The following is a 22,629-nucleotide window of genomic DNA, read 5'->3' as shown; positions in this document are numbered from 1 at the left end:
CTGGTGGGCATTGCAGCGGCCGTATGGGGGCAGCCATGTCTTAGGACAGATATGTCTTAGGACAGATATGGCATCGAAAATGTGATTGGTCTCACATTGGCGCGGCTCTTCCACCGTCACACGCGGCGTTTGACCTTTCCCGCGGACGATGGCTTGGTGTGCTCGGTCCGTCCCCGACGGTCCACTCAGAAAAAGCAAAACCAAAAGCAAGATCATGGGAAACGCCTACGAAATCTACGCACTGCGCTATGCGACGATGTCGCCGCGCACCCTCAGCATGAACTTCCTGGCGCCGGATCCGCATGACAGTGCGGCGCAGGACCTCGATTACTTCGTCTGGCTGATCCGAGGGTACGGCCGCGACATTCTGGTCGATACCGGCTTCAATGCCGAGGAGGCGAGCGCGCGGGCGCGCAAGCTGACGCTCAATCCGGTCGACGCGCTGGAGCGCTTTGGCGTTGCGGCGTCAGCTATTGCCGACATCATCGTGACGCATCTGCATTACGACCATGCCGGCAACCTCGACCGCTTCCCGAACGCGCGCTTTCATCTTCAGGAGCGTGAGATGGCTTACGCGACCGGCCGCTGCATGTGCAACGGCCTGTTGCGACATCCGTTCTCGGTCGAGCACGTCACCCAGATGGTGCGCCATGTCTATGGCGAGCGCGTCAATTTCTATTCCGGCGACGGCGAGATCGCGCCTGGAATCACCGTCCACCGTGTCGGCGGTCATTCCGACGGCTTGCAGGTGGTCAAGGTCGAGACCGCGCGCGGCCCGGTGGTGCTGGCGTCCGACGCCGCGCATTACTACGCCAATCTGCAGCGCCGCAGCCCGTTTCCGATCGTCTACAATGTCGGCGACATGGCGCAGGGCTGGGAGACGATCGAGCGCCTTGCGGGGCATCCTGACCGGTTCATTCCCGGCCACGATCCGATCGTCACCGAGATCTATCCGCGCGCCAGCGACAAGGTCGATGCCTTCGCGCTGCATCTGCCGCCGTCGCGGTCGTTTGCGAAGTGACGGCGTAGACCAAGCGAGCTCGATTCCATCACCGTCACCCCGCGCAATGGCGAAGCCATTTGTCGCTGGAGGTGGCCGCTCCTTCAGCGGCCCTCGAAGGGCGACGGCCCGGCTGCATCGGGGGCCGCTCATCCTTCGAGGCTCCCCGCACGATGCTTCGCATCGCGCGCCTCGCACCTCCAGCGACAACGGCTTCGCCGTTGCGCGGGGATGACGGGGCCGGCACTACGCGCGGGCGACTCAATTAATACGCCTGCTTGGCGTCGGCCTCTTCGCTGGTCTGGATCAAATCGAGGCTCTGCTCGATCTTGCCGAGCAGGGCCGAGAGCTGCTTGCGCTCCTGCGCGGACAGGCACGCGAGGATCTCATCCTCCCGCCGCAGCAATTGCGGGAACAGCTCTTCGTAGAGCGCGCGGCCCTTCCTGGTCAGTTGCAGGCGGAATTCGCGGCGGTCGGCTTCGTTCTCGACCCGCTCGATCAAGCCGTCTTGCAGCAGCGTGGTCACCGCGCGGCTGATGGTCGATTTGTGCGTGCGGGTGCATTGCGCGATGTACTGCGCGCTGCAGGCATCGTTGCGGAAGCCGAGCGTCGCGATCACGCGCCATGCGGGGATATCCAGGCCGTGACGCTCCTGATATTCGACCGAGAGCGCGGAACTCACCTCCGCTGCGAGCCGGTTGAGGCGGAACGGTACGAACTTGAACAGGTCGAGCCGTGCTTTGGACCGCGGCGACACTTCGCCCAACTCTTGTCGCTTCAGCGCCGCATCGCTGGATGTTCTCGCCAAGGCTTGCGCTCCGAATTCCAGTTGACGGCCGGCCGGCTCCGGTCCAAAATAGTTGCACGTGAGACTATCTAGCAGATCAGTCCTCTCCTGACCAGAGCCGAGGTTAGTGCATGGCGCAGGCCAAATCCCAGTTCGGCTATCGCCGCCATCCCGATCAGGATCGCCCGGGCCATGGCACGGCCGAGCATCCGGTCGTGGTCGTCGGCGCGGGCCCGGTCGGGCTGTCGCTGGCGATCGATCTGGCCCAGCGCGGTCAGCGCGTCGTCCTTCTGGATGACGCCGATCGCATCGGCGAAGGCTCGCGCGCGATCTGCTTCTCGAAGCGCTCGCTGGAATATTGGGACCGGCTCGGCGTCGGCGACCGCATGGTCGAGAAGGGCGTGGTGTGGAGCGTCGGCCGCATTTTCCATGGCGAGTCCCAGCTCTACCAGTTCAACCTGCTGCCCGAAGACGGTCACAAGCGGCCGGCCTTCATCAATCTCCAGCAATATTACGCTGAAGCCTATCTGGTCGATCGCATCAGCGACCTGCCTGAGGTCGACCTGCGCTGGCGCAACAAGGTGACGGCGCTGGAAAGCCGCAACGATTCCGTCGCGTTGACGATCGAGACCCCGGAGGGCGCCTACCGCCTGCACGCGCAGTATGTCGTCGCCTGCGACGGCGCGCGCTCGTCGCTGCGGCAGATGGTCGGTGCCGAGTTCGCCGGCCAGGTGTTCGAGGACCAGTTCCTGATTGCCGACGTCAAGATGACTGCGGAATTCCCGACCGAGCGCTGGTTCTGGTTCGATCCGCCGTTCCATGCCGGACGCTCGGCGCTGCTGCACCGGCAACCCGACGACGTCTGGCGCATCGACCTTCAGCTCAATCGCTACGCCGATCCCGTGATCGAGAAGAAGCCGGAAAACGTGCGGCCGCGGATCGCGCGCATGCTCGGCCACGACAAGTTCGAGTTCGAATGGATCTCGCTCTACAAGTTCCAGTGCCGGCGGATGGATCGCTTCATCCATGGCCGCGTGATCTTTGCCGGCGACTCCGCGCATCAGGTCTCACCCTTTGGCGCGCGCGGTGCGAATTCCGGGCTCGAGGACGCCGAGAATCTCTCCTGGAAGCTCGATCGCGTGCTGCGCGGGACCTCGCCTGCGAGCCTGCTGGAGAGCTACCACGCCGAGCGCAGCCTGGCGGCGGACGAGAACATCCGCGAATCCACCCGCTCGACCGATTTCATGGCGCCGAACTCGCACCAGGAAGCGCGGCTGCGCAAGGCGGTGCTGTCGCTGGCCAAGGAGACCGAGTTCGGCAAGCGTATGGTCAATGGCGGCCGGCTCTCGGTGCCGTGCAGCTACGACTCGCCGCTCTCATCGCCCGATGCGGATACGTGGCGTGGCGGACCATCGCCCGGCTGTTCCATGCTGGATGCGCCGGTTGCGGGCGAGAACGCCTATTTGACGGACGCATTCCGCAAGGGCGGAACGGACTTCACTTTGCTGTCGTTCAGCAATGGCGCGGCAATCGAGGCGCCGGATGGCGTGAAGGATATCCGCATCGGCGGCGAGGGCGGCCTTGCCGATCCCGCGGGCCTGGTCGCAAAGCGCTACGACGCCGAGCCTGATACGGCCTATCTGCTCAGGCCGGACGGCTATGTCGCAGCGCGCTTCCGTCAGCCGACGCGCGAGGCGATTGCGGCAGCGCTGTCGCGCGCCGCAGGTCTGAATTGAGGTCCCGCATGCCGCTGTCCACCAGTTCGAACTTCGCGCGGCCGGACGATGCCTTTCGTGCCATCGTCGAGGCGCATCGCGGTCTCACCGAGGAGCAGAGCGCCGATTTCGACGCGGCGCTGGTGCTGATTCTCGCCAACCATATCGGTGACATCGACGTGCTGCGCGAGGCGATCGTGCTCGCCAAGCGCCGCATGATCGACGGCCAGCAGCAACAACAGCAACAACAATAACCCTGTGACCTAAGGATGAATTGATGGCGAAGAACTTCGCATCCACCGGCGATCTCGCCGAGAAGACAATCACCTTCTCGGAGATCGGAACCGATCTCTACGCCTTCACCGCCGAGGGCGATCCGAACACGGCCGTCATCGTCGGCGACGACGGCTGCCTCGTGTTCGACGCGCAGGCAACGCCGGCAATGGCGAACAAGGTGATTGAGCGCGTCCGCGCCGTCACCGACAAGCCGATCAAATATGTCGTGCTGTCGCATTATCACGCCGTGCGCGTGCTCGGCGCCTCGGCCTATCACGCGCAGGGCATCGTCGCCTCGCAGGAGACGTATCGTCTGATCGAGGAGCGCGGCCAGCAGGATTGGGATTCCGAATACGGCCGCTTTCCGCGCCTGTTCCAGGACGCGCAGAGCATTCCCGGCCTGACCTGGCCGACGCTGACCTTCGAAGGCGAGATGTCGATCTATCTGGGAAAACGCGAGGTGCGTCTGATGCAGCTCGGGGCCGGCCATACCTCGGGCGACATCGTCGCCTGGGTGCCGGATGCCGAAGTGATGTTCTCCGGCGACCTCATCGAATATCACTCGGCCTGCTATTGCGGCGACGCGCATCTGCGCGAATGGCCGCTGACGCTGAACGAGATCCGCAACTTCAATCCCAAGGCGATCGCGCCGGGCCGCGGCGATGCCCTGAAGGGCACCGCCACGGTGCGCGAAGCCATCGCGATGACGCGCGACTTCGTCACCTCGCTCTATGGTGCCGCCGAAATCTCGGTCGCGAAGGGCCGCACGCTGAAGGAATCGATGGCGGCGACGCGCGAAGTGATGGATCCGAAATTTTCGAGCTTCGCCATCTACGAGCACTGCCTGCCGTTCAACGTCTCGCGCGCCTATGACGAAGCGTCGGGGATCGACGATCCCGTGATCTGGACCGACAAGCGCGACCAGGAGATGTGGGCTGCCTTGCAAGGAGGAGGATAGTCATGAACATCAATACCTCACCCGATCAGATCATCCGCAGCTCGGCCCAGGTCACGCCGGGCTACATGTCCGGCTTCGGCAACAGCTTTGAGACCGAGGCGCTGCCGGGCGCGCTGCCGATCGGGCGCAACTCGCCGCAGCGCTGCGCCTACGGGCTCTATGCCGAGCAGCTGTCGGGCTCGCCCTTCACCGCGCCGCGCGGCAGCAACGAGCGCTCCTGGCTCTATCGCATCCGTCCCTCGGTGAAGCATTCCGGCCGTTTCGAGAAGGCCGATGCGGGCCTGTGGCGCTCGGCGCCGTGCCATGAATACGATCTGCCGATCGCGCAGATGCGCTGGGACCCGACACCGCTCCCGAAGGACGACGTGACCTTCGTTCAGGGCGTGCAGACCATGACGACCGCCGGCGATGTCAACACGCAAGCCGGAATGGCCGCGCATGTCTATCTCATCACCAGGTCGATGGTGGACCAGCATTTCTACAATGCCGACGGCGAACTCATGTTCGTGCTCCAGCAGGGCAATTTGCGCCTCGTCACCGAGTTCGGCCGCATCGATGCCGAGCCCGGCGAGATCGTGGTGATCCCGCGCGGCGTCAAATTCCGCGTCGAGATTCCGAACGGGCCGGCGCGCGGCTATCTCTGCGAAAACTATGGCGGGGCCTTCACGCTGCCGGAGCGCGGACCGATCGGCGCCAACTGCCTCGCCAATGCGCGCGACTTCCTGACCCCTGTTGCCCATTACGAGGACAAGGACACGCCGACCGAGCTCTACGTGAAATGGGGCGGTGCGCTGTTCAAGACCACCTTGCCGCATTCGCCGATCGACGTCGTCGCCTGGCACGGCAATTACGCGCCGTACAAGTACGATCTGCGCACGTTCTCGCCTGTCGGCGCGATCGGCTTCGACCATCCCGATCCCTCGATCTTCACGGTGCTGACCTCGCCGTCCGAGACCGCAGGCACCGCGAACATCGACTTCGTGATCTTCCCGGAGCGCTGGATGGTCGCCGACAACACCTTCCGTCCGCCCTGGTATCACATGAACATCATGAGCGAGTTCATGGGCCTGATCTACGGCGTCTACGACGCCAAGCCGCAGGGCTTCGTACCCGGCGGCATGAGCCTGCACAATTGCATGCTGCCGCACGGCCCCGATCGCGACGCCTTCGAGCATGCCAGCAATGGCGAGTTGAAGCCGGTGAAGCTGACCGGCACCATGGCCTTCATGTTCGAGACCCGCTACCCGCAGCGCGTGACAGCGCATGCCGCGAACGCCTCGACGCTCCAGGACGATTACGCGGATTGCTGGAAGGGCCTCGAGAAGCGGTTCGATCCGAACAGGCCATAGCTTGTCTAACCCTCTCCCCTTGTGGGAGAGGGTGGCTCGCCGCGGAGCGGCGAGACGGGTGAGGGGTTCTCTCCGCGAGGCGAACCTCTCTCATTCGAATACGCGGAGACAACCCCTCATCCGGCGCTTCGCGCCACCTTCTCCCACAAGGGGAGAAGGAAGAAAGAATTGAGCCAGACGTGACAACCCACCCCAACGACCCCGGCCTCCGCTCCTTCATCGACATCGATCCGGCCTCCGACTTCCCGATCCAGAACCTGCCCTATGGCGTGTTCGCGACCGCGGCCAATCCGACGCCGCGTGTCGGCGTCGCGATCGGCAATTACGTGCTGGATCTCTGGGAGCTCGAGCAGGATTCCCGCCTCGATGTCGGTCCGCTCGGCGTGTTCTCGGGCGCCTCGCTCAATCCGTTCATGGCGCTGGGACCAAAAGTCTGGACGAAGACGCGGGCGCGGATCAGCGAGCTGCTGCGTCACGATCATCCGGAGCTGCGCGACAACGAGGAGCTGCGCAAGCAGGCGCTGGTGCCGATGCGCGATGCCACGCTGCATCTGCCGTTCGCGGTGTCCGGCTACACCGATTTCTATTCGTCCAGGGAGCACGCCACCAATGTCGGCGTGATGTTCCGCGGCAAGGACAATGCGCTGCAGCCGAACTGGCTGCATATGCCGATCGCCTATAACGGCCGCGCTTCGACCGTCGTGGTGTCCGGCACCCAGGTGAAGCGGCCGCGCGGGCAGCTGAAGCCGCCGAATGTCGAGGTGCCGAGCTTTGGGCCCTGCAAGCGGCTCGATTTCGAGCTGGAGATGGGCGTCGTGGTCGGCCAGCCCTCGGCCATGGGCGGCATGCTGAGCGAGCAACACGCCGAGGAGATGATCTTCGGCTTCGTGCTGCTCAACGACTGGAGCGCGCGCGACATCCAGCAATGGGAATATGTGCCGCTCGGCCCGTTCCTGGCAAAAGCGTTCGCAACCTCGATCAGCCCCTGGGTGGTGACGCGCGAGGCGCTGGAGCCGTTCCGCCTGAAGGGGCCGGAGCAGGAGCCGGTGCCGCTGGATTATCTCAAGCAGGCCAGGCCGCAGAACTACGATGTCGAGCTTGACGTCTCCTTGCGGCCCGGCGGCGCGAACGCGCCAACGAGCATCAGCCGCACCAATTTCAAGTACATGTACTGGTCCTCGGTGCAGCAGCTGATGCACCACGCCTCCTCAGGCTGCGCCATGAATGTCGGCGATCTCCTCGGCAGCGGCACCATCTCCGGCCCGGAGAAGAACCAGCGCGGCAGCCTCTTGGAGATCAGCTGGAACGGCACCGAGCCGGTGGAGCTACCCGGTGGTGTCAAGCGCTCGTTCCTGGAAGACGGCGACAGCCTCGTGATGCGCGGCTGGTGCCAGGGCAACGGCTACCGCGTCGGCTTCGGCGAGGTCGAGGGGACGATTCTGGTGGCGGACTGAACTCCGTGATCGCCACAACCTCCGTCATTGCGAGCGCAGCGAAGCAATCCAGAATCTCTCCGCAGCAGCAGTCTGGATTGCTTCGTCGCAAGGGCTCCTCGCAATGACGGCGTGGAGAGAGCCTACCGCCTCTCCGGCGGCACCTCGCGTATCCTCGCACAATGCGCGGCGACGTCCTCCACGCTGTACTTCAAATGCACCCGCTTGTCCGACGGTGCCTGCCTGGCCGTGCACACGCCCGGCCGCCACTCCTGCGTCGGCCTGATCGGGCGCGGGGCAAAGCCGCCGCCGCAATTCGGGCAGACATTGGAGAGTTTTGTCTCGACGCAGTCCGCACAGAACGTGCATTCATAGGAGCAGATCCGCGCATCGGTCGCATCAGGCGGCAGGTCGCGGTCGCAATATTCGCAGTTCGGTCGAAGCTGGAGGGCCATGCTGGAATCTCCGCAGATTGACTCGGATCATCGCAGACGGCGCGCGACGCGCGAAGGCCGTAGTTCCCTCGATTTCAGCCAGCCTTCAGCTCCTTCAGCGGCAGCCGCGTGCTCTCCTTCAGCCGGTCGAGCACGATCGAGGAGCGCACATGCGCCACGCTCTGGTGCGGCATCAACACGTCGTTGACGAGGTTGGAGAGGCCCTTGAGGTCGCGCAGCACGGCCTTGAGCACGTAGTCGGCATCGCCTGTCAGCGAATAGGCCTCCTGGATTTCGTCGATGCGATTGACCAGCGCGCGAAACCGCTTGGAATTGTCCGGCGAGTGCGTCGCGAGCCCCACCTGGATGAAGGCGATCACACCGAAGCCGAGCGCCTCGCTGGAGAGGTCGGCGTGATAGCCTGATATCACCTTCTCCTCCTCCAGCCGCATCCGCCGCCGCGAGCATTGCGAGGCCGAGAGCCCCGCGAGATCGGCGAGCTCCTGGTTGGTGAGGCGGCCGTCGTCCTGAAGCGCGCCGAGAATCCTGAGGTCGAAGGCATCCACCGGAATCATGCGTGTTTCGTCCATTTGATGCACGGATCGTGCACATGATAGCCAAAACGCGTCCCGTTTGCACGCCCCTTGCGCGTCCCATGAAGGATAGTTCCTCCCGGCAGCCATTTGGGAGAGCAGCATGGGTCCGTTTCCGCACGATGCACCGCCGGCCACCATCACCGCCGACAATCCGATGGGCACCGACGGGTTCGAGTTCGTCGAATATGCGCATCCCAATCCGGACGAGCTGCACGCGCTGTTCAAGTTGATGGGCTATGTGCCGGTCGCGCGCCACAAGGCCAAGACCATCACCGTCTATCGCCAGGGCGACATCAACTATCTCGTCAACGAGGAGCCCGGCACGCACGGCACCGACTTCGTCGCCGCCCACGGTCCCTGCGCGCCGTCGATGGCGTTTCGCGTCGTCGATGCGAAGGCGGCATATGACCGCGCGATCGCGCTCGGCGCCGAACCCGCCGATGTGTCATCGGCGCGGAAGACGCTCGATGTGCCCGCGATCAAGGGCATCGGCGGCAGCCTGCTCTATTTCGTCGATCGCTACGGTGCCAAGGGCTCGGCCTATGATTCCGAGTACGAATGGCTGGGCGCGCGCGATCCCAAGCCGGCCGGCGCCGGCCTGTTCTATCTCGACCACCTCACCCACAACGTCCATCGCGGCCGCATGGATGTCTGGACCGGCTTCTACGAAAAGCTCTTCAACTTCCGCCAGATCCGTTTCTTCGACATCGAGGGCCGCGCGTCGGGCCTGTTCTCGCGCGCGCTGACCAGCCCCGACGGCAAGATCCGGATTCCGATCAACGAGGACGCCGGCGAGTCCGGCCAGATCGAGGAATATCTGAAGATCTATCGCGGCGAAGGCATCCAGCACGTCGCCTGCGGCTGCCGCGACATCTACCGCACCATCGAAGGCCTGCGCGAAGCCGGCCTGCCCTTCATGCCGTCGCCGCCGGAGACCTATTTCGAGCGGATCGACGCCCGCTTGCCCAAGCACGGCGAGGACATCGCCCGGCTTCAGAAGAACGGCATCCTGATCGACGGCGAAGGCGTGGTCGATGGCGGCCAGACCAAGGTGCTGCTGCAGATCTTCTCGGCCAACGCGATCGGCCCAATCTTCTTCGAGTTCATCCAGCGCAAGGGTGACGACGGTTTCGGCGAGGGCAACTTCAAGGCCCTGTTCGAATCGATCGAGGAAGACCAGATCCGGCGCGGGGTGCTGAAGGTGGAGACGGCGGCGTAAGCAGCTGTCGTTGGGCATACTGTCGCGTCAAAACAGGTGTCGTCCCGGCGAAGGCCGGGACCCACCGCGTGATCTGTCGATTGCGATCGGTGAAAGTACCGAACTCCGAGTCTTTGCCAAACCACTCCCTGTGGTTATGGGTCCCGGCCTTCGCCGGGACGACGACGAAGGTTGACGCGACAGCGGACGCCTAACGCCCCGCCCACGCCTTCATCACCGCCCCAATCTCCGCGCCCTCCGGCTCCCGCACCGCCGACGGCGTGCGTGAGAACCTTGGCGCCGGTGCGGGCTGTTTCACGCCGTGGCGCTCGACGAACACATTTCGCGCGACCATGTGCGGATGCTCGGTCGCTTCCGACATGGTCAGAACAGGCGCAAAGCAGATGTCGGTGCCTTCCATGATCTTGCACCAATCCTCGCGCGTCTTGCTCTTGAACACGGCCTTCAGCTTCTCCTTCAGCGCCGGCCAGGCCTTGCGGTCCATCTGCGCGTCGAAATCGGCATCGAGCAGGCCCGCGTGCTGGCGCAGCAGCGCGTAGAATTGCGGCTCGATCGAGCCGATCGAGACGAAATGGCCGCAGGCGCATTCGTAGACGCCGTAGAAGTGCGCGCCGCCGTCGAGGAAGTTCTGGTTGCGCCCTTCGGTCCAGCGGCCGATCGTGGTCATGTCGAAGAAGAACGACATCAGCGACGCCGCACCATCGCACATGGCGGCGTCGACCACTTGGCCCTTGCCGGACTTCTGCGCTTCGAGGAGGGCAGCGAGCACGCCGACGACGAGGTAGAGCGCGCCGCCGCCGAAATCGCCGACCAGGTTGAGCGGCGGCACCGGCGCTTCCTGAGGTCCGATCGCGGCGAGCGCGCCGGTGATGGAGATGTAGTTGATGTCGTGGCCGGCGGCATTCGCAAGCGGGCCTTGCTGGCCCCAGCCGGTCATGCGGCCGTAGACGAGTTTCGGATTGCGCGCGAGCACCGCATCGGGGCCGAGCCCGAGCCGCTCCATCACGCCGGGACGAAAGCCCTCGACCAGCGCGTCGGCGCTCGCAAGCAGGTCGAGCACCTCCGCGATCGCCGCCTTGTCCTTGAGGTCGAGCTCGATCACCTTGCGGCCGCGGCCCGCCACCGACTTCATGCTCTTCTTGGCGCCGATCCGGTCGAGCGTGACGACGTCGGCGCCCATGTCGGCCAGCATCATGCAGGCGAATGGGCCGGGCCCGATGCCGGCGAATTCGACGATGCGGAAACCTGACAGCGGGCCGGAGGTGCGGACGGAGGCGTTTTGGGCTGGTTTATCGAGCACGTTTTTGTTTCCTCGGGTCGCGGGCGGATTGCCGATGGCGCGGCAAAGGCCCGGGACGTTCCTCTGTGGGGCGAGTTAATCGATCGATTAACTTTTCCCGCCTTCACGTCAGCGAGGCAAGCGGTTTTCGTGACGCACGGCCAAAATAAAACGGCGCGCACCGAAGTGCGCGCCGCGGAAAATTTGTGTTGAGGCGCTATCAGCCGGCAGCCGTCACCGCGCGTTGCGCCATCACCTTGATGAGGTTGGCGCGGTACTCTGCCGTGCCGTGGATGTCGGCCAGCAGATTGCTCGCCGAAATGCTCACGCCGTCGATCGCCGCCGGCGACCAGCTCGCCTTCAGCGCAGCCTCGATCGCGGGCACCCGCATCACGCCGCCCTGCGATGCCCCGGTCGCGGCAACACGGATCTCGCCCGCCTTCGTCTGCGCCACGAACACGGCTGTCAGCGCGAAGCGCGAGGCCGGATGCCGCATCTTCGAATAGCCCGCTTTCGCCGGAACCGGGAACGATACGGCGGTGATGATCTCGCCGTCCTCAAGCGCGGTGGTGAACAGGCCCTTGAAGAAGTCCTCCGCCGCAAGCGACCGCTTGTTGGTCTTCACGGTGGCGCCGAGCGCGAGCAGCGCGGCCGGATAATCCGCGGCGGGATCGTTGTTGGCGATCGAGCCGCCGATCGTGCCGCGATAGCGCACGGCGGGATCGCCGATCAGCGAGGCCAGATAGGCGAGCGCGGGGATCGCCTTCTTGGCGGCATCGCTGGTCGCGACGTCGTAATGCGGCGTGGCGGCCTTGATGGTCAGCGTGTCGCCGGAAGCCTCGACGCCGATCATGTCCTTGATCTTGGCGAGGTCGATCACGTCGGACGGGCTGGCGAGCCGCTGCTTCATGACCGGCAGCAGGGTCTGTCCGCCGGAGAGAAATTTCGCCTCGCTGCTCTTGCCGAACAGGCTCGCGGCTTCGTCGACCGAGGACGCGCGATGATAAATGGTCTGGTACATCTTGATTCCTCCCTTAAGCCGCGTGGATCGTGCGCCACACCCGGTCGGGGGTTGCGGGCATTTCCAGATTGTTCTTGCCGATCGCATCCGTGATCGCGTTGATCACGGCCGCAGAGGCGCCGATCGCGCCGGCCTCACCGCAACCCTTGATGCCCAGGGGATTGCCCGGGCACAGCGTCGTGGTGTGGGAGAGGTTGAAGGAGGGCACATCATCGGCGCGCGGCATGGCGTAGTCCATGAACGAGGCCGTCACCGGCTGGCCGTTGGCGTCGTAGATCGCGTGCTCGAGCAGCGCCTGGCCGATGCCTTGCACAAGGCCGCCATGAACCTGGCCTTCCACGATCATCGGATTGATCAGCCGCCCGAAATCGTCGGCCGCGACGAAGTTGACGAAACTCGTCTTGCCGGTGCCGGGATCGACCTCGAGCTCGCAGATATAGGTGCCGGCCGGGAAGGTGAAGTTGGTCGGATCGTAGAAGGCACTTTCCTTCAGGCCCGGCTCCATCCCGTCGGGCAGATTGTGCGCGGTGTAGGCCGCGAGCGCGACCATCGGGAAGGCGATCGCCTTGTCGGTACCGGCGACCTTGAACTCGCCGTTCTCGATGACGATGTCGCCCTCGGAAGCCTCCAGCGCATGCGCGGCGATCTTCTTGGCCTTGGACTCCATCTTCTCCATCGCCTTCAGGATAGCGGTGAGGCCGACGGCCGCGGAACGCGAGCCGTAGGTGCCCATGCCGAACTGCACCTTGTCGGTGTCGCCATGGACGATCGAGACCTGGCTGATGGGAACGCCGAGGCGCTCTGCGACGAGCTGGCAGAACGTCGTCTCGTGACCCTGGCCGTGGCTGTGCGAGCCGGTCAGGATCTCGATGGTCCCGACCGGATTGACGCGGACCTCGGCGGACTCCCAAAGACCGACGCCGGCTCCCAGGCTGCCGACCGCCTTCGACGGCGCGATGCCGCAGGCCTCGATGTAGCAGGACACGCCGATGCCGCGCAGCTTGCCGTCGGCTTTCGCCTTGGCCTTGCGCGCAGCGAAACCGGCATAGTCGATCGCCTTCATCGCGGCGTCGAGCGAGGCGTTAAAGTCGCCGGTGTCATAGGCCATGATCACGGGCGTCTGGTGCGGGAACGTGGTGATGAAGTTGGCCCGGCGCAGCGCCGCCGGATCGACCTTCAGCTGCCGCGCGGCCGTTTCCATCAGACGTTCGATCAGGTAGCTCGCCTCGGGCCGGCCCGCGCCGCGATAGGCATCGACCGGCGTGGTGTTGGTGTAGACCCCGATCACCTCGGCATGGATCGCCGGGATGTTGTACTGGCCCGACAGCAGCGTCGCGTAGAGATAGGTCGGCACCGACGAGGAGAACAGCGACATGTAGGCGCCGAAATTGGCGTAGGTCTTCACCTTCAATCCGGTGATCTTGTTGCTGGCGTCGAACGCCAGCTCGGCATGGGTGACATGGTCGCGGCCATGCGCGTCGGTGAGGAAGGCCTCGGTGCGGTCGCCGGTCCATTTCACGGGACGGCCGACCTTCTTCGAGGCCCACAGCGCCACCATCTCCTCGGGATAGATGAAGATCTTGGAGCCGAAGCCGCCGCCGACGTCGGGCGCGATCACGCGCAGCTTGTGCTCGGGGGCGATGTTGTAGAACGCCGACAGAACGAGGCGGGCGACGTGCGGGTTCTGCGACGTCGTGTAGAGCGTGAAATGCTCTTCCGCCGCGTCGTAGTCCGCGATCGCCGCGCGCGGCTCCATCGCGTTCGGGGCGAGGCGGTTGTTGGTGACGTCGAGCTTCACCACATTGGCGGCCTTGGCGAAGGCGGCATCGGTCGCGCCCTCGTCGCCGATCACCCAGTCATAGACCTGGTTGCCGGGAGCCTCGGGATGAAGCTGCGGCGCGCCGGCCTTGATCGCGCTGTGCACGTCGGCAACCGCGGGAAGTTCCTCGTAATCGACCACGACGGCTTCCGCGGCATCGCGCGCCAGATTCTTGCTGTCGGCGATCACGACCGCGACGGCCTGACCGACGAAGCGCACCGTCTCCGGCGCCATCGCCGGCCACGCGCCCATCTTCATCGGGCTGCCGTCCTTCGAGGTGATGGCCCAGCCGCAGATGAGGTTGCCGACCTTGTCGTCGACGATCTGCTGTCCCGTGAGCACCGCGACCACGCCAGGCATTTTCAGCGCGGCGGACGAATCGATCTTCTTCACCTTGGCGTGCGCGTGCGGGCTTCTGATGAAATGGGCATGGGTCATGCCCAGCAATTTGATGTCGTCGACGTAGCGGCCCTTGCCGGTAATGAAGCGCTTGTCTTCCTTGCGCACGACTCGTGCGCCGATGCCTTCAACACCCATGTCTGGTCCTCCCGACCGGAATTATTTCGACTGCGCTTTCCATCGAAAGCAGCAAGTGGTGGTTTTTCGTTTCGAGGCGGGCGGCCTTACTCGGCCGCCTGCGCAACCTTCATGCGTCCGGCCGCATCCAGCACCGCCTTGACGATGTTGTGGTAGCCGGTGCAGCGGCAGATGTTGCCTTCGAGCTCGTGGCGGACGGTGGCCTCGTCGAGCCCGCCACCAGATCCTTGAGAACTATGGCGGTGCACGATGTCGATCGCCGACATGATCATGCCCGGCGTGCAATAGCCGCACTGCAGGCCGTGATTGTCGCGGAAGGCGGCTTGCATCGGGTGCAGCTCGTCGCCCTTGGCGATGCCTTCGATGGTGGTGACGTTGGCGCCGTCGGCCTGCCCTGCCAGCATGGTGCAGGATTTCACTGCGCGGCCGTCCATGTGCACGACGCAGGCGCCGCACTGGCTGGTGTCGCAGCCGACATGGGTTCCGGTGAGGTTGAGGTGGTCGCGCAGGAGATGGACCAGCAGCGTGCGATCCTCGACGTCGACGGCAACGGCCTTGCCGTTCACCGTCAGTTTGACTGTAGACACGATGAAGTCCTCCCGAATGTTTGTAGTTATTCCAATTAGAGACAGCGCGGACGGAACTTTGCAACTGGGATTTTAGGGACCGCACGTCATGGAAAGGTCATCGTGGCGGTTGTCACAGGTGTGCGATTCGGTCGCGATGCTCCGTGCCGCCGCCAGTACGTGGCGCGACCTTGCAAGGCGCTTTCGAAAACGATCTTTCGCTTCGTCGGCGGCGGCCTGGATTCAACCGCCGGCGTGAAGCGCGGGCCCTGGACGTCGGCGCTCTCCGCGCGTCGTTTCTCCCTTTGGTGTCTTGTTCGTTGTCTTGAATAGGAGCACGCGCTCTCGCCGTTGTAATCGCGATCTTGGTAGTAGGCGGCGGCAGGCTAAGTCATTGATTTTGTTCGTGGCGATGCAGCAAGCCGCCACCGGCAAGCTGCGCTTGCCGGGTCGTCCAGGGACGCGCACTCGTCAAGGCGCATCCATAGCCTGATTGATACGAGTTGAACTGGCAGCAGGCCTGTCGTGGCGCCTCGCCACCCGACGGCATTGTGACGCTGTCGATAAATCGCTCAACCCGGTTGCGGGCGCGCGACAAGCGGCGCAGTCCGCCGATGGACGGCATTCTCAGTCGATCCGGTATCTCCCTTTGCAGGACCAGGTGGAATAGGCGATTTCAACGAACTGCCGACTCGAGACCTTCGAGTATTTCACGGGTGCGCTTCATTGAAAAATCGTGTGTCGCCCGATCGAAGGACGGGCTTCCCCGCATCATGTAACCGTGGCGCACCCGGGGAAAGATGTGAACTTCGACGTTTTCCATGCTCGCCGCCAAATTACGATACGCCTCCAGCACCTCGACCGGCGCGCGATCGTCATCGTCGCCCCAAATGAGGCAGACTTGCTCGCGGACCCCGACAAGCTCGTGAAGATAGTCCAGCATCTGGGATCCGTGGCAACAGATACCGGCGGCATAGCCAAGTCGCTTCGGCCCGAGGATCGCATAGGGACCGCCGTAGCAAAATCCCATGACAGCCGCCTGCCCATTGAATTGCGGCAGTGTGCCGAGGTGCCTCAACGTGTCGATCATATCGTCTTCGCCGGCTCTGATTTGCTCCAGGCGCGGCTGTGCACGCTGGGCCGCGCGCGGATCTTTGCGCGAAAGTGGGCCGGCAACCGACCGCCAAAACAGATCGGGCACCGCGACGATGAAGCCAGATGCTGCAAGCTCGTCGGCAATTGCGCGCATGTCGGTGTCCACGCCATGGATGGCAGAAGCAAGCACAATGGCAGCAACCGGCTTTTCAGGCTCGGGCGTGACCAGATAGCAATCGAACGCGCTGCCGCCTTTCGCGCAAATCCTGCTGAACTTCCCCTGCATATCCGATCCAGCACTTAGCTCGATGTAGAGGCCAACGTCGGGTCTGGCCGGGATCCGCGGCATGGAGGCCGCAGCCATCTGAGACCCCGCAGCGCTACTCCAGTCGGATCTTCGCGAGGCTGATCACTTTGGCCCACTTCTCGGTTTCACCGGCCATGACCTTGCCGAAATCGGCAGGCGAGCCGGCCAGTTCCGCAGCATCGAGGCTACGGAGGTGCATCTTGAACGTGGGATCGGCCAGCGCGGCGTTGGCCTCCCTGTTGAGGCGATCGATAGTCTCGGCTGGCGTGTGTTTCGGCGCGCCGAGGCCGAACACCGAACTCGCCTCATAGCCGGGCACGAATTCGCCAATGGCCGGCACATCCGGCAACGCTTCGGATCGCGCTGCCGTCGTGATCCCGAGCGCGCGCAGCTTGCCGCTGCCGATGTATCCGATCGATGTCGCCAGGTTCGCAAAGACGAACTGCACCTGTCCGCCGAGCAGATCCGTGATCGCGGGCGCCACGCCACGATAGGGCACATGCTGAAGATCAAGCCCGCCGGCCTCCTGTTTGAACAGTTCCGCGGCGATATGGGTGATCCCGCCCACGCCGCCCGACCCATAGGAGAGTCGCCCCGGATTGGCTTTGGCATAGGCGATGAACTCTGGAATTGTAAGGGCAGGAACCGATGGATGTGTCACCATCACCAGGGCGCCGCGGGTCAGGCTCGCGACCGGCGCAATATCCCGCAGGAAATTGAAATCGAGATTTTCGTAAAGCGTCGCATTGATCGCATTGGGGGAGCCAACCAGCAGAAGCGTGTAGCCGTCCGGAGGCGCGCGCACGACCGCATCAGTGGCGATATTGCTGCCAGCTCCGGGGCGGTTCTCGACGATAAATTGCTGGCCGAACCGCTCCGAACACCATTGCCCGATCAGGCGCGCAAGGATGTCATTCGGGCCGCCCGCGGCGAAGCCAACCATGATCCGGACCGGCCGCGAGGGGTAAGTATCCGCGTAAGCCAGACCCGACAGCAGAGGCGGACCGGCCACCCCCGCTGCGAGGTGCAGAAATTGACGTCGGGAGGGAGTCATAGGCTTTGCTCTGTCGAACCCGCACGCGCGCCGGCTCTCTTCAACGCCGAGGATAGTTGATGCTGTCATAAGCACATAAGGCTATTGTCTGATGATATCATCTCAGAACGGAAATGGGTGCTTTGATGCAGATGAGCGATCGCATCGGAAAGCGAATGAAGCTGCAGGACCTGCACGTGCTCATGGCGGTGGTGCAGGCCGGCAGCATGGGCAAGGCGGCGCTCATGCTCAATACGACTCAGCCCAATATTTCGAGATCGATCGCGGAGCTCGAGCTTGCGTTCGGCGTCCGCTTGTTGGATCGCCACCGCCGCGGCGTCGAGCCGACCGAGTGCGGTCGCGCCCTGCTCGATTGCGGCGCCGCCGTTTTCGACGAACTGCGTCGGGGCGTGAAGAGCATCGAATTTCTGGCCGACCCCACCGCTGGAGAAGTGCGGATTGGAAGCACGGCCTTTCTGGCGGCGAGCTTTGTTTCCGCTCTCGTAGATCGGCTGTCCCGGCGTCATCCGCGGATCAGATTTCAGCTCGTGACCGGCTACATGGAAGCACTGCACCGCGACCTGAGCGAGCGCAAGGTCGATCTGTTGATCATGCGGAGTGGCGGCCCGATTGCTGACGAACGGCTGCATTTCGAGTTTCTATTTGAAGATTGCTATGTCGTCGCGGCGGGTACAAAAAATCCATGGGCTCGGCGGCGCAACATCCAGCTCTCCAATCTGGCGGAGGAGCGTTGGGTGCTTCCACCCAGGGAGAGCGTGATCGGATCGATCATCACGCAGGCCTTTCGCGCCAGCGGATTTGACTATCCACGCGCGACGGTGGTCACCGATTCCCCCCATATGCGGGTCAGCCTGCTGGAGACAGGGCGGTTCATCACGGTTTTCCCGGCTTCCGCACTGAAATTTCTCGCCAGGGGCTCGGCGCTTAAGGTCTTGTCCGTTGAACTGCCGGCGGCACGTCGACCAAACGGGATAGTCACCGTCAGGGATCGTGCCATCAGCCCGGTCGTGCAACTCGTCATTGACAGCGCCCGTGAGCTTGCAGAGCCAACGGCGAAACGCAAGTGACGAGCCGGAGGTCCGCTTGCGGCTCATCGCGACATATTGCGATGCCGCACCAGCGCCGCATCGCTCCGCTTGGTCCAAGGGTGCACGGCCTAGTACTTCCTGGCGATTGATTGCAGCTCCGCGCGCCTTTAGTCGAGCCATACAGGCAACGGCAAAAAAGGGATGGAAGCGATGCAGATGAACGACAGTCAGCGTATTCCCGCGTCGAAAGCCGCGGTGTGGGCAGCGCTCAACGATCCCGACATTCTCAGGCGCTGCATTCCCGGCTGCCAATCGCTGGAGATGGCATCGCCGACGGAGATGACGGCGACCGTGGTGCTGAAGGTCGGCCCGGTCAAGGCGACGTTCAGCGGCAAGGTGACGCTGACCGATATCGATGCGCCCAACGGCTACCGCATCGTCGGCGAAGGCGCGGGCGGCGTCGCAGGCTTTGCCAAGGGTGGCGCCAAGGTCTGGCTGGAAGACGAATCGCCCGACGTCACCATCCTGCACTACGAGGCCGACGCGCAGATCGGCGGCAAGCTCGCGCAGCTCGGCTCGCGGCTGATCGACTCGACGTCGCGAAAACTTGCCGCGAACTTCTTCGAGAACTTCGCGGCGGTGGTAGCGCCATCATCGTGATCAACGCGTCGTCCTCGGCGGCATGATGCGAACTCGTAGGGTGGGCAAAGGCGCTCTTGCGCCGTGCCCACCACTTACTAATCCACGAATGCGTGGGCACGCTTCCGCCTTCGCTCTTCGAGCTACGGCGGACAAGTCGCCTCGCCCACCCTACTGCGCTGAGCGGGCCGGATGAATCGGATTGCGGCATGACTTTGCCGGAATCCGAGAGCGCTGTTTGCGCTGCAAAATAGGCGCAAGACACAAGTCCGGACAACGGGATGCGCGGCGAAAGCCGCCGATGATTTGCACTACTACCTTCCGCCTATACTAAGCGCGAAAGGGCGATGCTGTAATTTCGAACGATGGCTCGCAGACGAACTGCGCATCACGAGCGCAGTGCGCTCAAGCGCCCAACATGGCGTGCACAACAACACCGCGGAGGAATACATGACCTTTGGAACGAAGGGCTTCTTGGCTGGCATCTCGATGATTGCGATGCTGGCTACCGCTACGTCAGGCGTTCGCGCCAACGACTCCCTGCTCAAGGCGCAATCCGATGCGAACCAGTGGGCCGTTGCCGGCCACGACTACGGCAACACGCGCTTCAGCCCGCTGAAGCAGATCAACACCGAGAACGCCGGCAAGCTGACGCTCGCCTATTCGTTCTCGCTGGCGTCGCTGCGCTCGAACGAATCCTCGCCGATCGTCATCGGCAACACGCTCTACGTTTCGAGCTCCTGGGGCCCGAAATACGTCTACGCGCTCGATGCGGCCACCGGCGCGCGCAAATGGACCTGGGAGCCCGATATTCCCGAGGACGTGCTGCAATACGCCTGCTGCGACGTGAACAATCGCGGCGTCTCCTATGCCGACGGCAAGATCTTCGTCGGCCGCCTCGACGGCAAGCTGACGGCGCTCGATGCCGCGACCGGCAAGTCGCTGTGGACGGCGAAGGTGGTCGACTACAAGCAGGGTTCGGTCATCACCTCGCCGCCGCTCGTCGTGCGCGACAAGGTCATCACCGGCTTCGGCGGCGGCGAGTACGGCGTGCGCGGCTCGCTCCAGGCCTTCGACATCAACACCGGCAAGCAGCTGTGGCAGACCTACACCGTTCCCTCGCCGGACGAGCCCGGCGGCGACACCTGGAAGGGCGACTCCGCCCAGCACGGCGGCGGCGCGGCCTGGCTGGTCGGCTCCTACGATCCGAAGAGCGACACGGTCTATTGGGGCACCAGCAATCCCGGCCCGTGGAATACGGTGGTGCGCTCGACCGGCGACGGCAATTTCGGCAAGCTGACCAACCTCTACACCGCCTCGACGCTGGCGCTCGATCCCAACACCGGCAAGATCAAGTGGCACATCCAGACCACGCCGGCCGACGCCTGGGACTATGACGGCGTCAACGAAGCCGTGCTCGCGGATCTCAAGATCGGCGGCAGCACCGTTCCGACGCTGATGAAGGCGGATCGCAACGGCTACTTCTTCGTCGCCAACCGCGAGACCGGCAAGGTGCTGTCGGCCGAGAAATACGTGTTTTCCAACTGGGCCAAGAAGTGGGACGTCGCCACGATGCGCGCGGTCGAGGATCCCGACAAGCGTCCCGGGCCGAACCATCCCGCCAAGGACATCTGCCCGAACCTGATCGGCGGCAAGAACTGGCAGCCGATGTCGTTCAACCCGCAGACCGGCCTCGTCTACATCCCGTCCAACAACGTCTGCATGGACTGGTCGGTCTCCGATGTCGCCTACAAGCGCGGCGTGTTCTATCTCGGCGCCGAATTCCCGACCAAGGAAGGCCCCGGCGGCTTCCTCGGCGAGCTCGTGGCCTGGGATCCGGTCGCGCAGAAGAAAGTCTGGTCGATCAAGGAAGACCTGCCGTTCAACGGCGGCACGCTGACCACCGGCGGTGGCCTCGTGTTTGCCGGCAACATCCATGGCGATTTCCGCGCCATCGATGCGAAGTCCGGCAAGGTGTTGTGGAGCAAGAATCTCGGCTCCGGCATCGGCGCAGGTCCGGTGACCTATCAGGTCGACGGCAAGCAATATGTCGCCATCGTCGTCGGCCGCACGGCTGCGCTGCCCGCGTTCCTGGGCGAGGTAGGCAAGAAGATGACGGCCGCAGCGCCCGAGGGCGGTTCGCTCTTCGTGTTCTCCGTCCAGTGACCACTCGCGCGCGTATCCCTGCGGTGACGGGATACGCGCGCGCCTTTTCCAGACGATAAATTCCGGCAGCGGCCGATGCCTGGTGCCGCCGCGTCTGGCTCGACAAAGCTCTGGCCCAACAAAGCTACGGGAGACGAGGATGCGTCCGACTCATTCTGGCATCGGTGCGAGCCGAAATCGCGCCATCGCAGGTCTGCTCGCATGTGCCGCGCTGATCGTTCCGGGGGCGCTGCACGCAGACGAGGCGCAGCCGCTCCGGCTCTGCGCCGATCCGACCAACCTCCCGTTCTCGAGCGATAGTCCGTCGCAGCCGGGCTTCTATGTCGAGATCGGGCAGGCCCTGGCGCAGGCGCTCGGCCGGCCGGTCGCCTACGACTGGTACAAATCCTACTTCGGCAAGCGCACCGTGCGCGTCACGCTGCTCGGCAAGCAATGCGATGCCATGATCGGGCTGCCGCGGTCCGAGGATTTCATGGGACCGGCCGTGATCTTCTCCAGCACCTTCGCGAAGGAGGGCTATGCCCTGGTGGCCGCCAAGGGGCAGGCGCTCGACGGCATTGACGGCCTCAGGGGCAAGCGTGTTGCCGTGCAGTTCGCCAGCACGCCGCAAAACCTGCTCGCGAGCCGCGACGATATCCAGAAGGTGACGGTGCTGTCGCCGGAGGAAGGCATGCAGGCGCTCGATCAGGGCAAGGCCGACGTCGCCTTCATCTGGGGCCCTGTCGCCGGCTGGCTGAACAAGACCAGCTACGGCGATCGCTATCAGATTCAGCTCACCGAGGGCGAAGGCCTGTCATGGGACGCGGCCATCGGCTTTGCCAAGACGTCCACCGAGCTGCGCGACCGCGTCGATGCCGTTCTGCCGCAGCTTCAGGGCACCATCGGTGCGCTCGCGGTGAAATACGGCTTGCCGACCGGCCAGCCGGCGCGCTTCGGGGCGACCCAGGCCATGCCGGCGGGAACGACGACCGGGACCGGACCCGGCGCGACGCAGATCGCCAACGTGGTGGCGACCGAGACCAAGGGGGACGCAGCCGCTCCGGGCCCCGAGGCCGTCGGCGCGGGCAAGGAGATCTTCAACGGAACCTGTGCGCACTGCCACGGTCCCGACGCGATCCAGAGCGAGCGGAAGATCGATCTGCGGCTGCTGCGTCACCGCTACGGCGACGAGATGCGCGAGAAATTCTGGACGACGGTGCATGAGGGTCGGCCGGCCAAGGGCATGCCGGCCTGGAAAGAGGTCTTCACCGACGACCAGTTCGATCACATCTTTGCCTTCCTGCTCACGGTCCAGTCCGAATCGAACGATTGAACGATCTTGACCGAACGCGATCGGGAGGATGTGGTAGCG

At 64.1% G+C, this 22,629-nt stretch carries 20 protein-coding genes; 11 read left to right on the top strand and 9 right to left on the bottom strand.

The genetic code is table 11. The features are described from left to right. The first annotated feature begins 214 nt into the window (after window positions 1-214). Window positions 215-1,021: an N-acyl homoserine lactonase family protein gene (locus tag AC1RUR_RS26285; RefSeq protein WP_492849364.1), complete on the top strand. Its 807-nt coding sequence runs from the start codon at window positions 215-217 to the stop codon at window positions 1,019-1,021. Between the two features lie 244 nt (window positions 1,022-1,265). On the opposite strand, the gene AC1RUR_RS26280 is transcribed toward AC1RUR_RS26285, so the two are convergent. Further along, window positions 1,266-1,808: a MarR family winged helix-turn-helix transcriptional regulator gene (locus AC1RUR_RS26280; RefSeq protein ID WP_492849362.1), complete on the bottom strand. Its 543-nt coding sequence runs from the start codon at window positions 1,806-1,808 to the stop codon at window positions 1,266-1,268. A gap of 110 nt (window positions 1,809-1,918) precedes the next feature. Between AC1RUR_RS26280 and AC1RUR_RS26275 the strand changes: the two genes are divergently transcribed. From AC1RUR_RS26275 to fahA, 5 genes are all read left to right on the top strand, one after another. Beyond that, a complete protein-coding gene (locus AC1RUR_RS26275) occupies window positions 1,919-3,523 on the top strand; it encodes an FAD-dependent oxidoreductase (protein ID WP_492849360.1) in 1,605 nt (534 codons plus the stop codon). An 8-nt stretch (window positions 3,524-3,531) separates the two neighbouring features. Continuing rightward, entirely contained in the window at window positions 3,532-3,756 is a 225-nt protein-coding gene (locus AC1RUR_RS26270) for a DUF2783 domain-containing protein (RefSeq protein ID WP_237864313.1), read from the top strand. Between the two features lie 23 nt (window positions 3,757-3,779). Then, a complete protein-coding gene (locus AC1RUR_RS26265) occupies window positions 3,780-4,736 on the top strand; it encodes an MBL fold metallo-hydrolase (RefSeq protein ID WP_492849358.1) in 957 nt (318 codons plus the stop codon). 2 nt (window positions 4,737-4,738) lie between these two features. Continuing rightward, window positions 4,739-6,085, top strand: a complete 1,347-nt coding sequence (hmgA, locus tag AC1RUR_RS26260; protein ID WP_492849356.1) for a homogentisate 1,2-dioxygenase — start codon at window positions 4,739-4,741, stop codon at window positions 6,083-6,085. 179 nt (window positions 6,086-6,264) lie between these two features. Then, complete coding sequence (gene fahA, locus AC1RUR_RS26255) at window positions 6,265-7,539, top strand: fumarylacetoacetase (RefSeq protein ID WP_492849354.1); 1,275 nt, start codon at window positions 6,265-6,267, stop codon at window positions 7,537-7,539. Between the two features lie 122 nt (window positions 7,540-7,661). Here the strand turns inward: fahA and AC1RUR_RS26250 are convergent, their stop codons facing one another. Further along, on the bottom strand, window positions 7,662-7,973 hold the full coding sequence (locus AC1RUR_RS26250) for a DUF1272 domain-containing protein (RefSeq protein WP_492849352.1): 312 nt from the start codon (window positions 7,971-7,973) through the stop codon (window positions 7,662-7,664). Window positions 7,974-8,047: 74 nt separating this feature from the next. Further along, window positions 8,048-8,527: an Lrp/AsnC family transcriptional regulator gene (locus AC1RUR_RS26245; protein WP_492849350.1), complete on the bottom strand. Its 480-nt coding sequence runs from the start codon at window positions 8,525-8,527 to the stop codon at window positions 8,048-8,050. A gap of 121 nt (window positions 8,528-8,648) precedes the next feature. Between AC1RUR_RS26245 and hppD the strand changes: the two genes are divergently transcribed. Beyond that, window positions 8,649-9,767, top strand: coding sequence for a 4-hydroxyphenylpyruvate dioxygenase (gene hppD, locus AC1RUR_RS26240; protein WP_492849348.1), 1,119 nt, complete (start codon window positions 8,649-8,651; stop codon window positions 9,765-9,767). 190 nt (window positions 9,768-9,957) lie between these two features. Here the strand turns inward: hppD and AC1RUR_RS26235 are convergent, their stop codons facing one another. From AC1RUR_RS26235 to AC1RUR_RS26210, 6 genes are all read right to left on the bottom strand, one after another. Next, window positions 9,958-11,067 carry a CaiB/BaiF CoA transferase family protein gene (locus tag AC1RUR_RS26235; RefSeq protein WP_492849346.1) on the bottom strand — a complete coding sequence of 370 codons (1,110 nt, stop codon included), beginning with the start codon at window positions 11,065-11,067 and terminating at the stop codon, window positions 9,958-9,960. A gap of 199 nt (window positions 11,068-11,266) precedes the next feature. Then, window positions 11,267-12,067, bottom strand: a complete 801-nt coding sequence (locus tag AC1RUR_RS26230; protein WP_492849344.1) for an FAD binding domain-containing protein — start codon at window positions 12,065-12,067, stop codon at window positions 11,267-11,269. A 13-nt stretch (window positions 12,068-12,080) separates the two neighbouring features. After that, entirely contained in the window at window positions 12,081-14,423 is a 2,343-nt protein-coding gene (locus AC1RUR_RS26225) for a xanthine dehydrogenase family protein molybdopterin-binding subunit (RefSeq protein ID WP_492849342.1), read from the bottom strand. A gap of 86 nt (window positions 14,424-14,509) precedes the next feature. Continuing rightward, window positions 14,510-15,010, bottom strand: coding sequence for a (2Fe-2S)-binding protein (locus tag AC1RUR_RS26220; protein WP_492849340.1), 501 nt, complete (start codon window positions 15,008-15,010; stop codon window positions 14,510-14,512). Window positions 15,011-15,665: 655 nt separating this feature from the next. Beyond that, the gene (locus tag AC1RUR_RS26215; protein ID WP_492849338.1) at window positions 15,666-16,448 is read right to left on the bottom strand and encodes a dienelactone hydrolase family protein; all 783 of its coding nucleotides are present in this window, start codon (window positions 16,446-16,448) and stop codon (window positions 15,666-15,668) included. A 16-nt stretch (window positions 16,449-16,464) separates the two neighbouring features. Beyond that, window positions 16,465-17,445, bottom strand: coding sequence for a Bug family tripartite tricarboxylate transporter substrate binding protein (locus AC1RUR_RS26210; protein WP_492849336.1), 981 nt, complete (start codon window positions 17,443-17,445; stop codon window positions 16,465-16,467). 155 nt (window positions 17,446-17,600) lie between these two features. On the opposite strand from AC1RUR_RS26210, the gene AC1RUR_RS26205 reads away from it, so the two are divergent. The 4 genes from AC1RUR_RS26205 to AC1RUR_RS26190 all read left to right on the top strand — a co-directional run bounded on the left by AC1RUR_RS26205 (window position 17,601) and on the right by AC1RUR_RS26190 (window position 22,590). Then, the gene (locus tag AC1RUR_RS26205) at window positions 17,601-18,512 is read left to right on the top strand and encodes a LysR family transcriptional regulator (protein WP_492849334.1); all 912 of its coding nucleotides are present in this window, start codon (window positions 17,601-17,603) and stop codon (window positions 18,510-18,512) included. 171 nt (window positions 18,513-18,683) lie between these two features. After that, complete coding sequence (locus AC1RUR_RS26200; RefSeq protein WP_492849332.1) at window positions 18,684-19,133, top strand: SRPBCC family protein; 450 nt, start codon at window positions 18,684-18,686, stop codon at window positions 19,131-19,133. Window positions 19,134-19,562: 429 nt separating this feature from the next. Beyond that, window positions 19,563-21,278 carry a PQQ-dependent methanol/ethanol family dehydrogenase gene (locus tag AC1RUR_RS26195; RefSeq protein WP_492849330.1) on the top strand — a complete coding sequence of 572 codons (1,716 nt, stop codon included), beginning with the start codon at window positions 19,563-19,565 and terminating at the stop codon, window positions 21,276-21,278. Between the two features lie 139 nt (window positions 21,279-21,417). After that, window positions 21,418-22,590, top strand: coding sequence for a c-type cytochrome (locus AC1RUR_RS26190; protein ID WP_492849328.1), 1,173 nt, complete (start codon window positions 21,418-21,420; stop codon window positions 22,588-22,590). Window positions 22,591-22,629: the final 39 nt, after the last annotated feature.

The sequence above is a fragment of the Bradyrhizobium sp. GW821-FHT12B03 genome, assembly GCF_058807535.1.
This window is presented reverse-complemented; position numbering and strand designations above follow the sequence as displayed.

Coding starts and splice junctions, on each gene's coding strand:
- AC1RUR_RS26285 (WP_492849364.1), top strand. CDS start 215: ATGGGAAACGCCTACGAAATCTACGCACTGCGCTATGCGACGATGTCG.
- AC1RUR_RS26275 (WP_492849360.1), top strand. CDS start 1,919: ATGGCGCAGGCCAAATCCCAGTTCGGCTATCGCCGCCATCCCGATCAG.
- AC1RUR_RS26270 (WP_237864313.1), top strand. CDS start 3,532: ATGCCGCTGTCCACCAGTTCGAACTTCGCGCGGCCGGACGATGCCTTT.
- AC1RUR_RS26265 (WP_492849358.1), top strand. CDS start 3,780: ATGGCGAAGAACTTCGCATCCACCGGCGATCTCGCCGAGAAGACAATC.
- hmgA (WP_492849356.1), top strand. CDS start 4,739: ATGAACATCAATACCTCACCCGATCAGATCATCCGCAGCTCGGCCCAG.
- AC1RUR_RS26250 (WP_492849352.1), bottom strand. CDS start 7,973: ATGGCCCTCCAGCTTCGACCGAACTGCGAATATTGCGACCGCGACCTG.
- AC1RUR_RS26245 (WP_492849350.1), bottom strand. CDS start 8,527: ATGATTCCGGTGGATGCCTTCGACCTCAGGATTCTCGGCGCGCTTCAG.
- hppD (WP_492849348.1), top strand. CDS start 8,649: ATGGGTCCGTTTCCGCACGATGCACCGCCGGCCACCATCACCGCCGAC.
- AC1RUR_RS26230 (WP_492849344.1), bottom strand. CDS start 12,067: ATGTACCAGACCATTTATCATCGCGCGTCCTCGGTCGACGAAGCCGCG.
- AC1RUR_RS26225 (WP_492849342.1), bottom strand. CDS start 14,423: ATGGGTGTTGAAGGCATCGGCGCACGAGTCGTGCGCAAGGAAGACAAG.
- AC1RUR_RS26215 (WP_492849338.1), bottom strand. CDS start 16,448: ATGGCTGCGGCCTCCATGCCGCGGATCCCGGCCAGACCCGACGTTGGC.
- AC1RUR_RS26210 (WP_492849336.1), bottom strand. CDS start 17,445: ATGACTCCCTCCCGACGTCAATTTCTGCACCTCGCAGCGGGGGTGGCC.
- AC1RUR_RS26205 (WP_492849334.1), top strand. CDS start 17,601: ATGAAGCTGCAGGACCTGCACGTGCTCATGGCGGTGGTGCAGGCCGGC.
- AC1RUR_RS26200 (WP_492849332.1), top strand. CDS start 18,684: ATGCAGATGAACGACAGTCAGCGTATTCCCGCGTCGAAAGCCGCGGTG.
- AC1RUR_RS26195 (WP_492849330.1), top strand. CDS start 19,563: ATGACCTTTGGAACGAAGGGCTTCTTGGCTGGCATCTCGATGATTGCG.
- AC1RUR_RS26190 (WP_492849328.1), top strand. CDS start 21,418: ATGCGTCCGACTCATTCTGGCATCGGTGCGAGCCGAAATCGCGCCATC.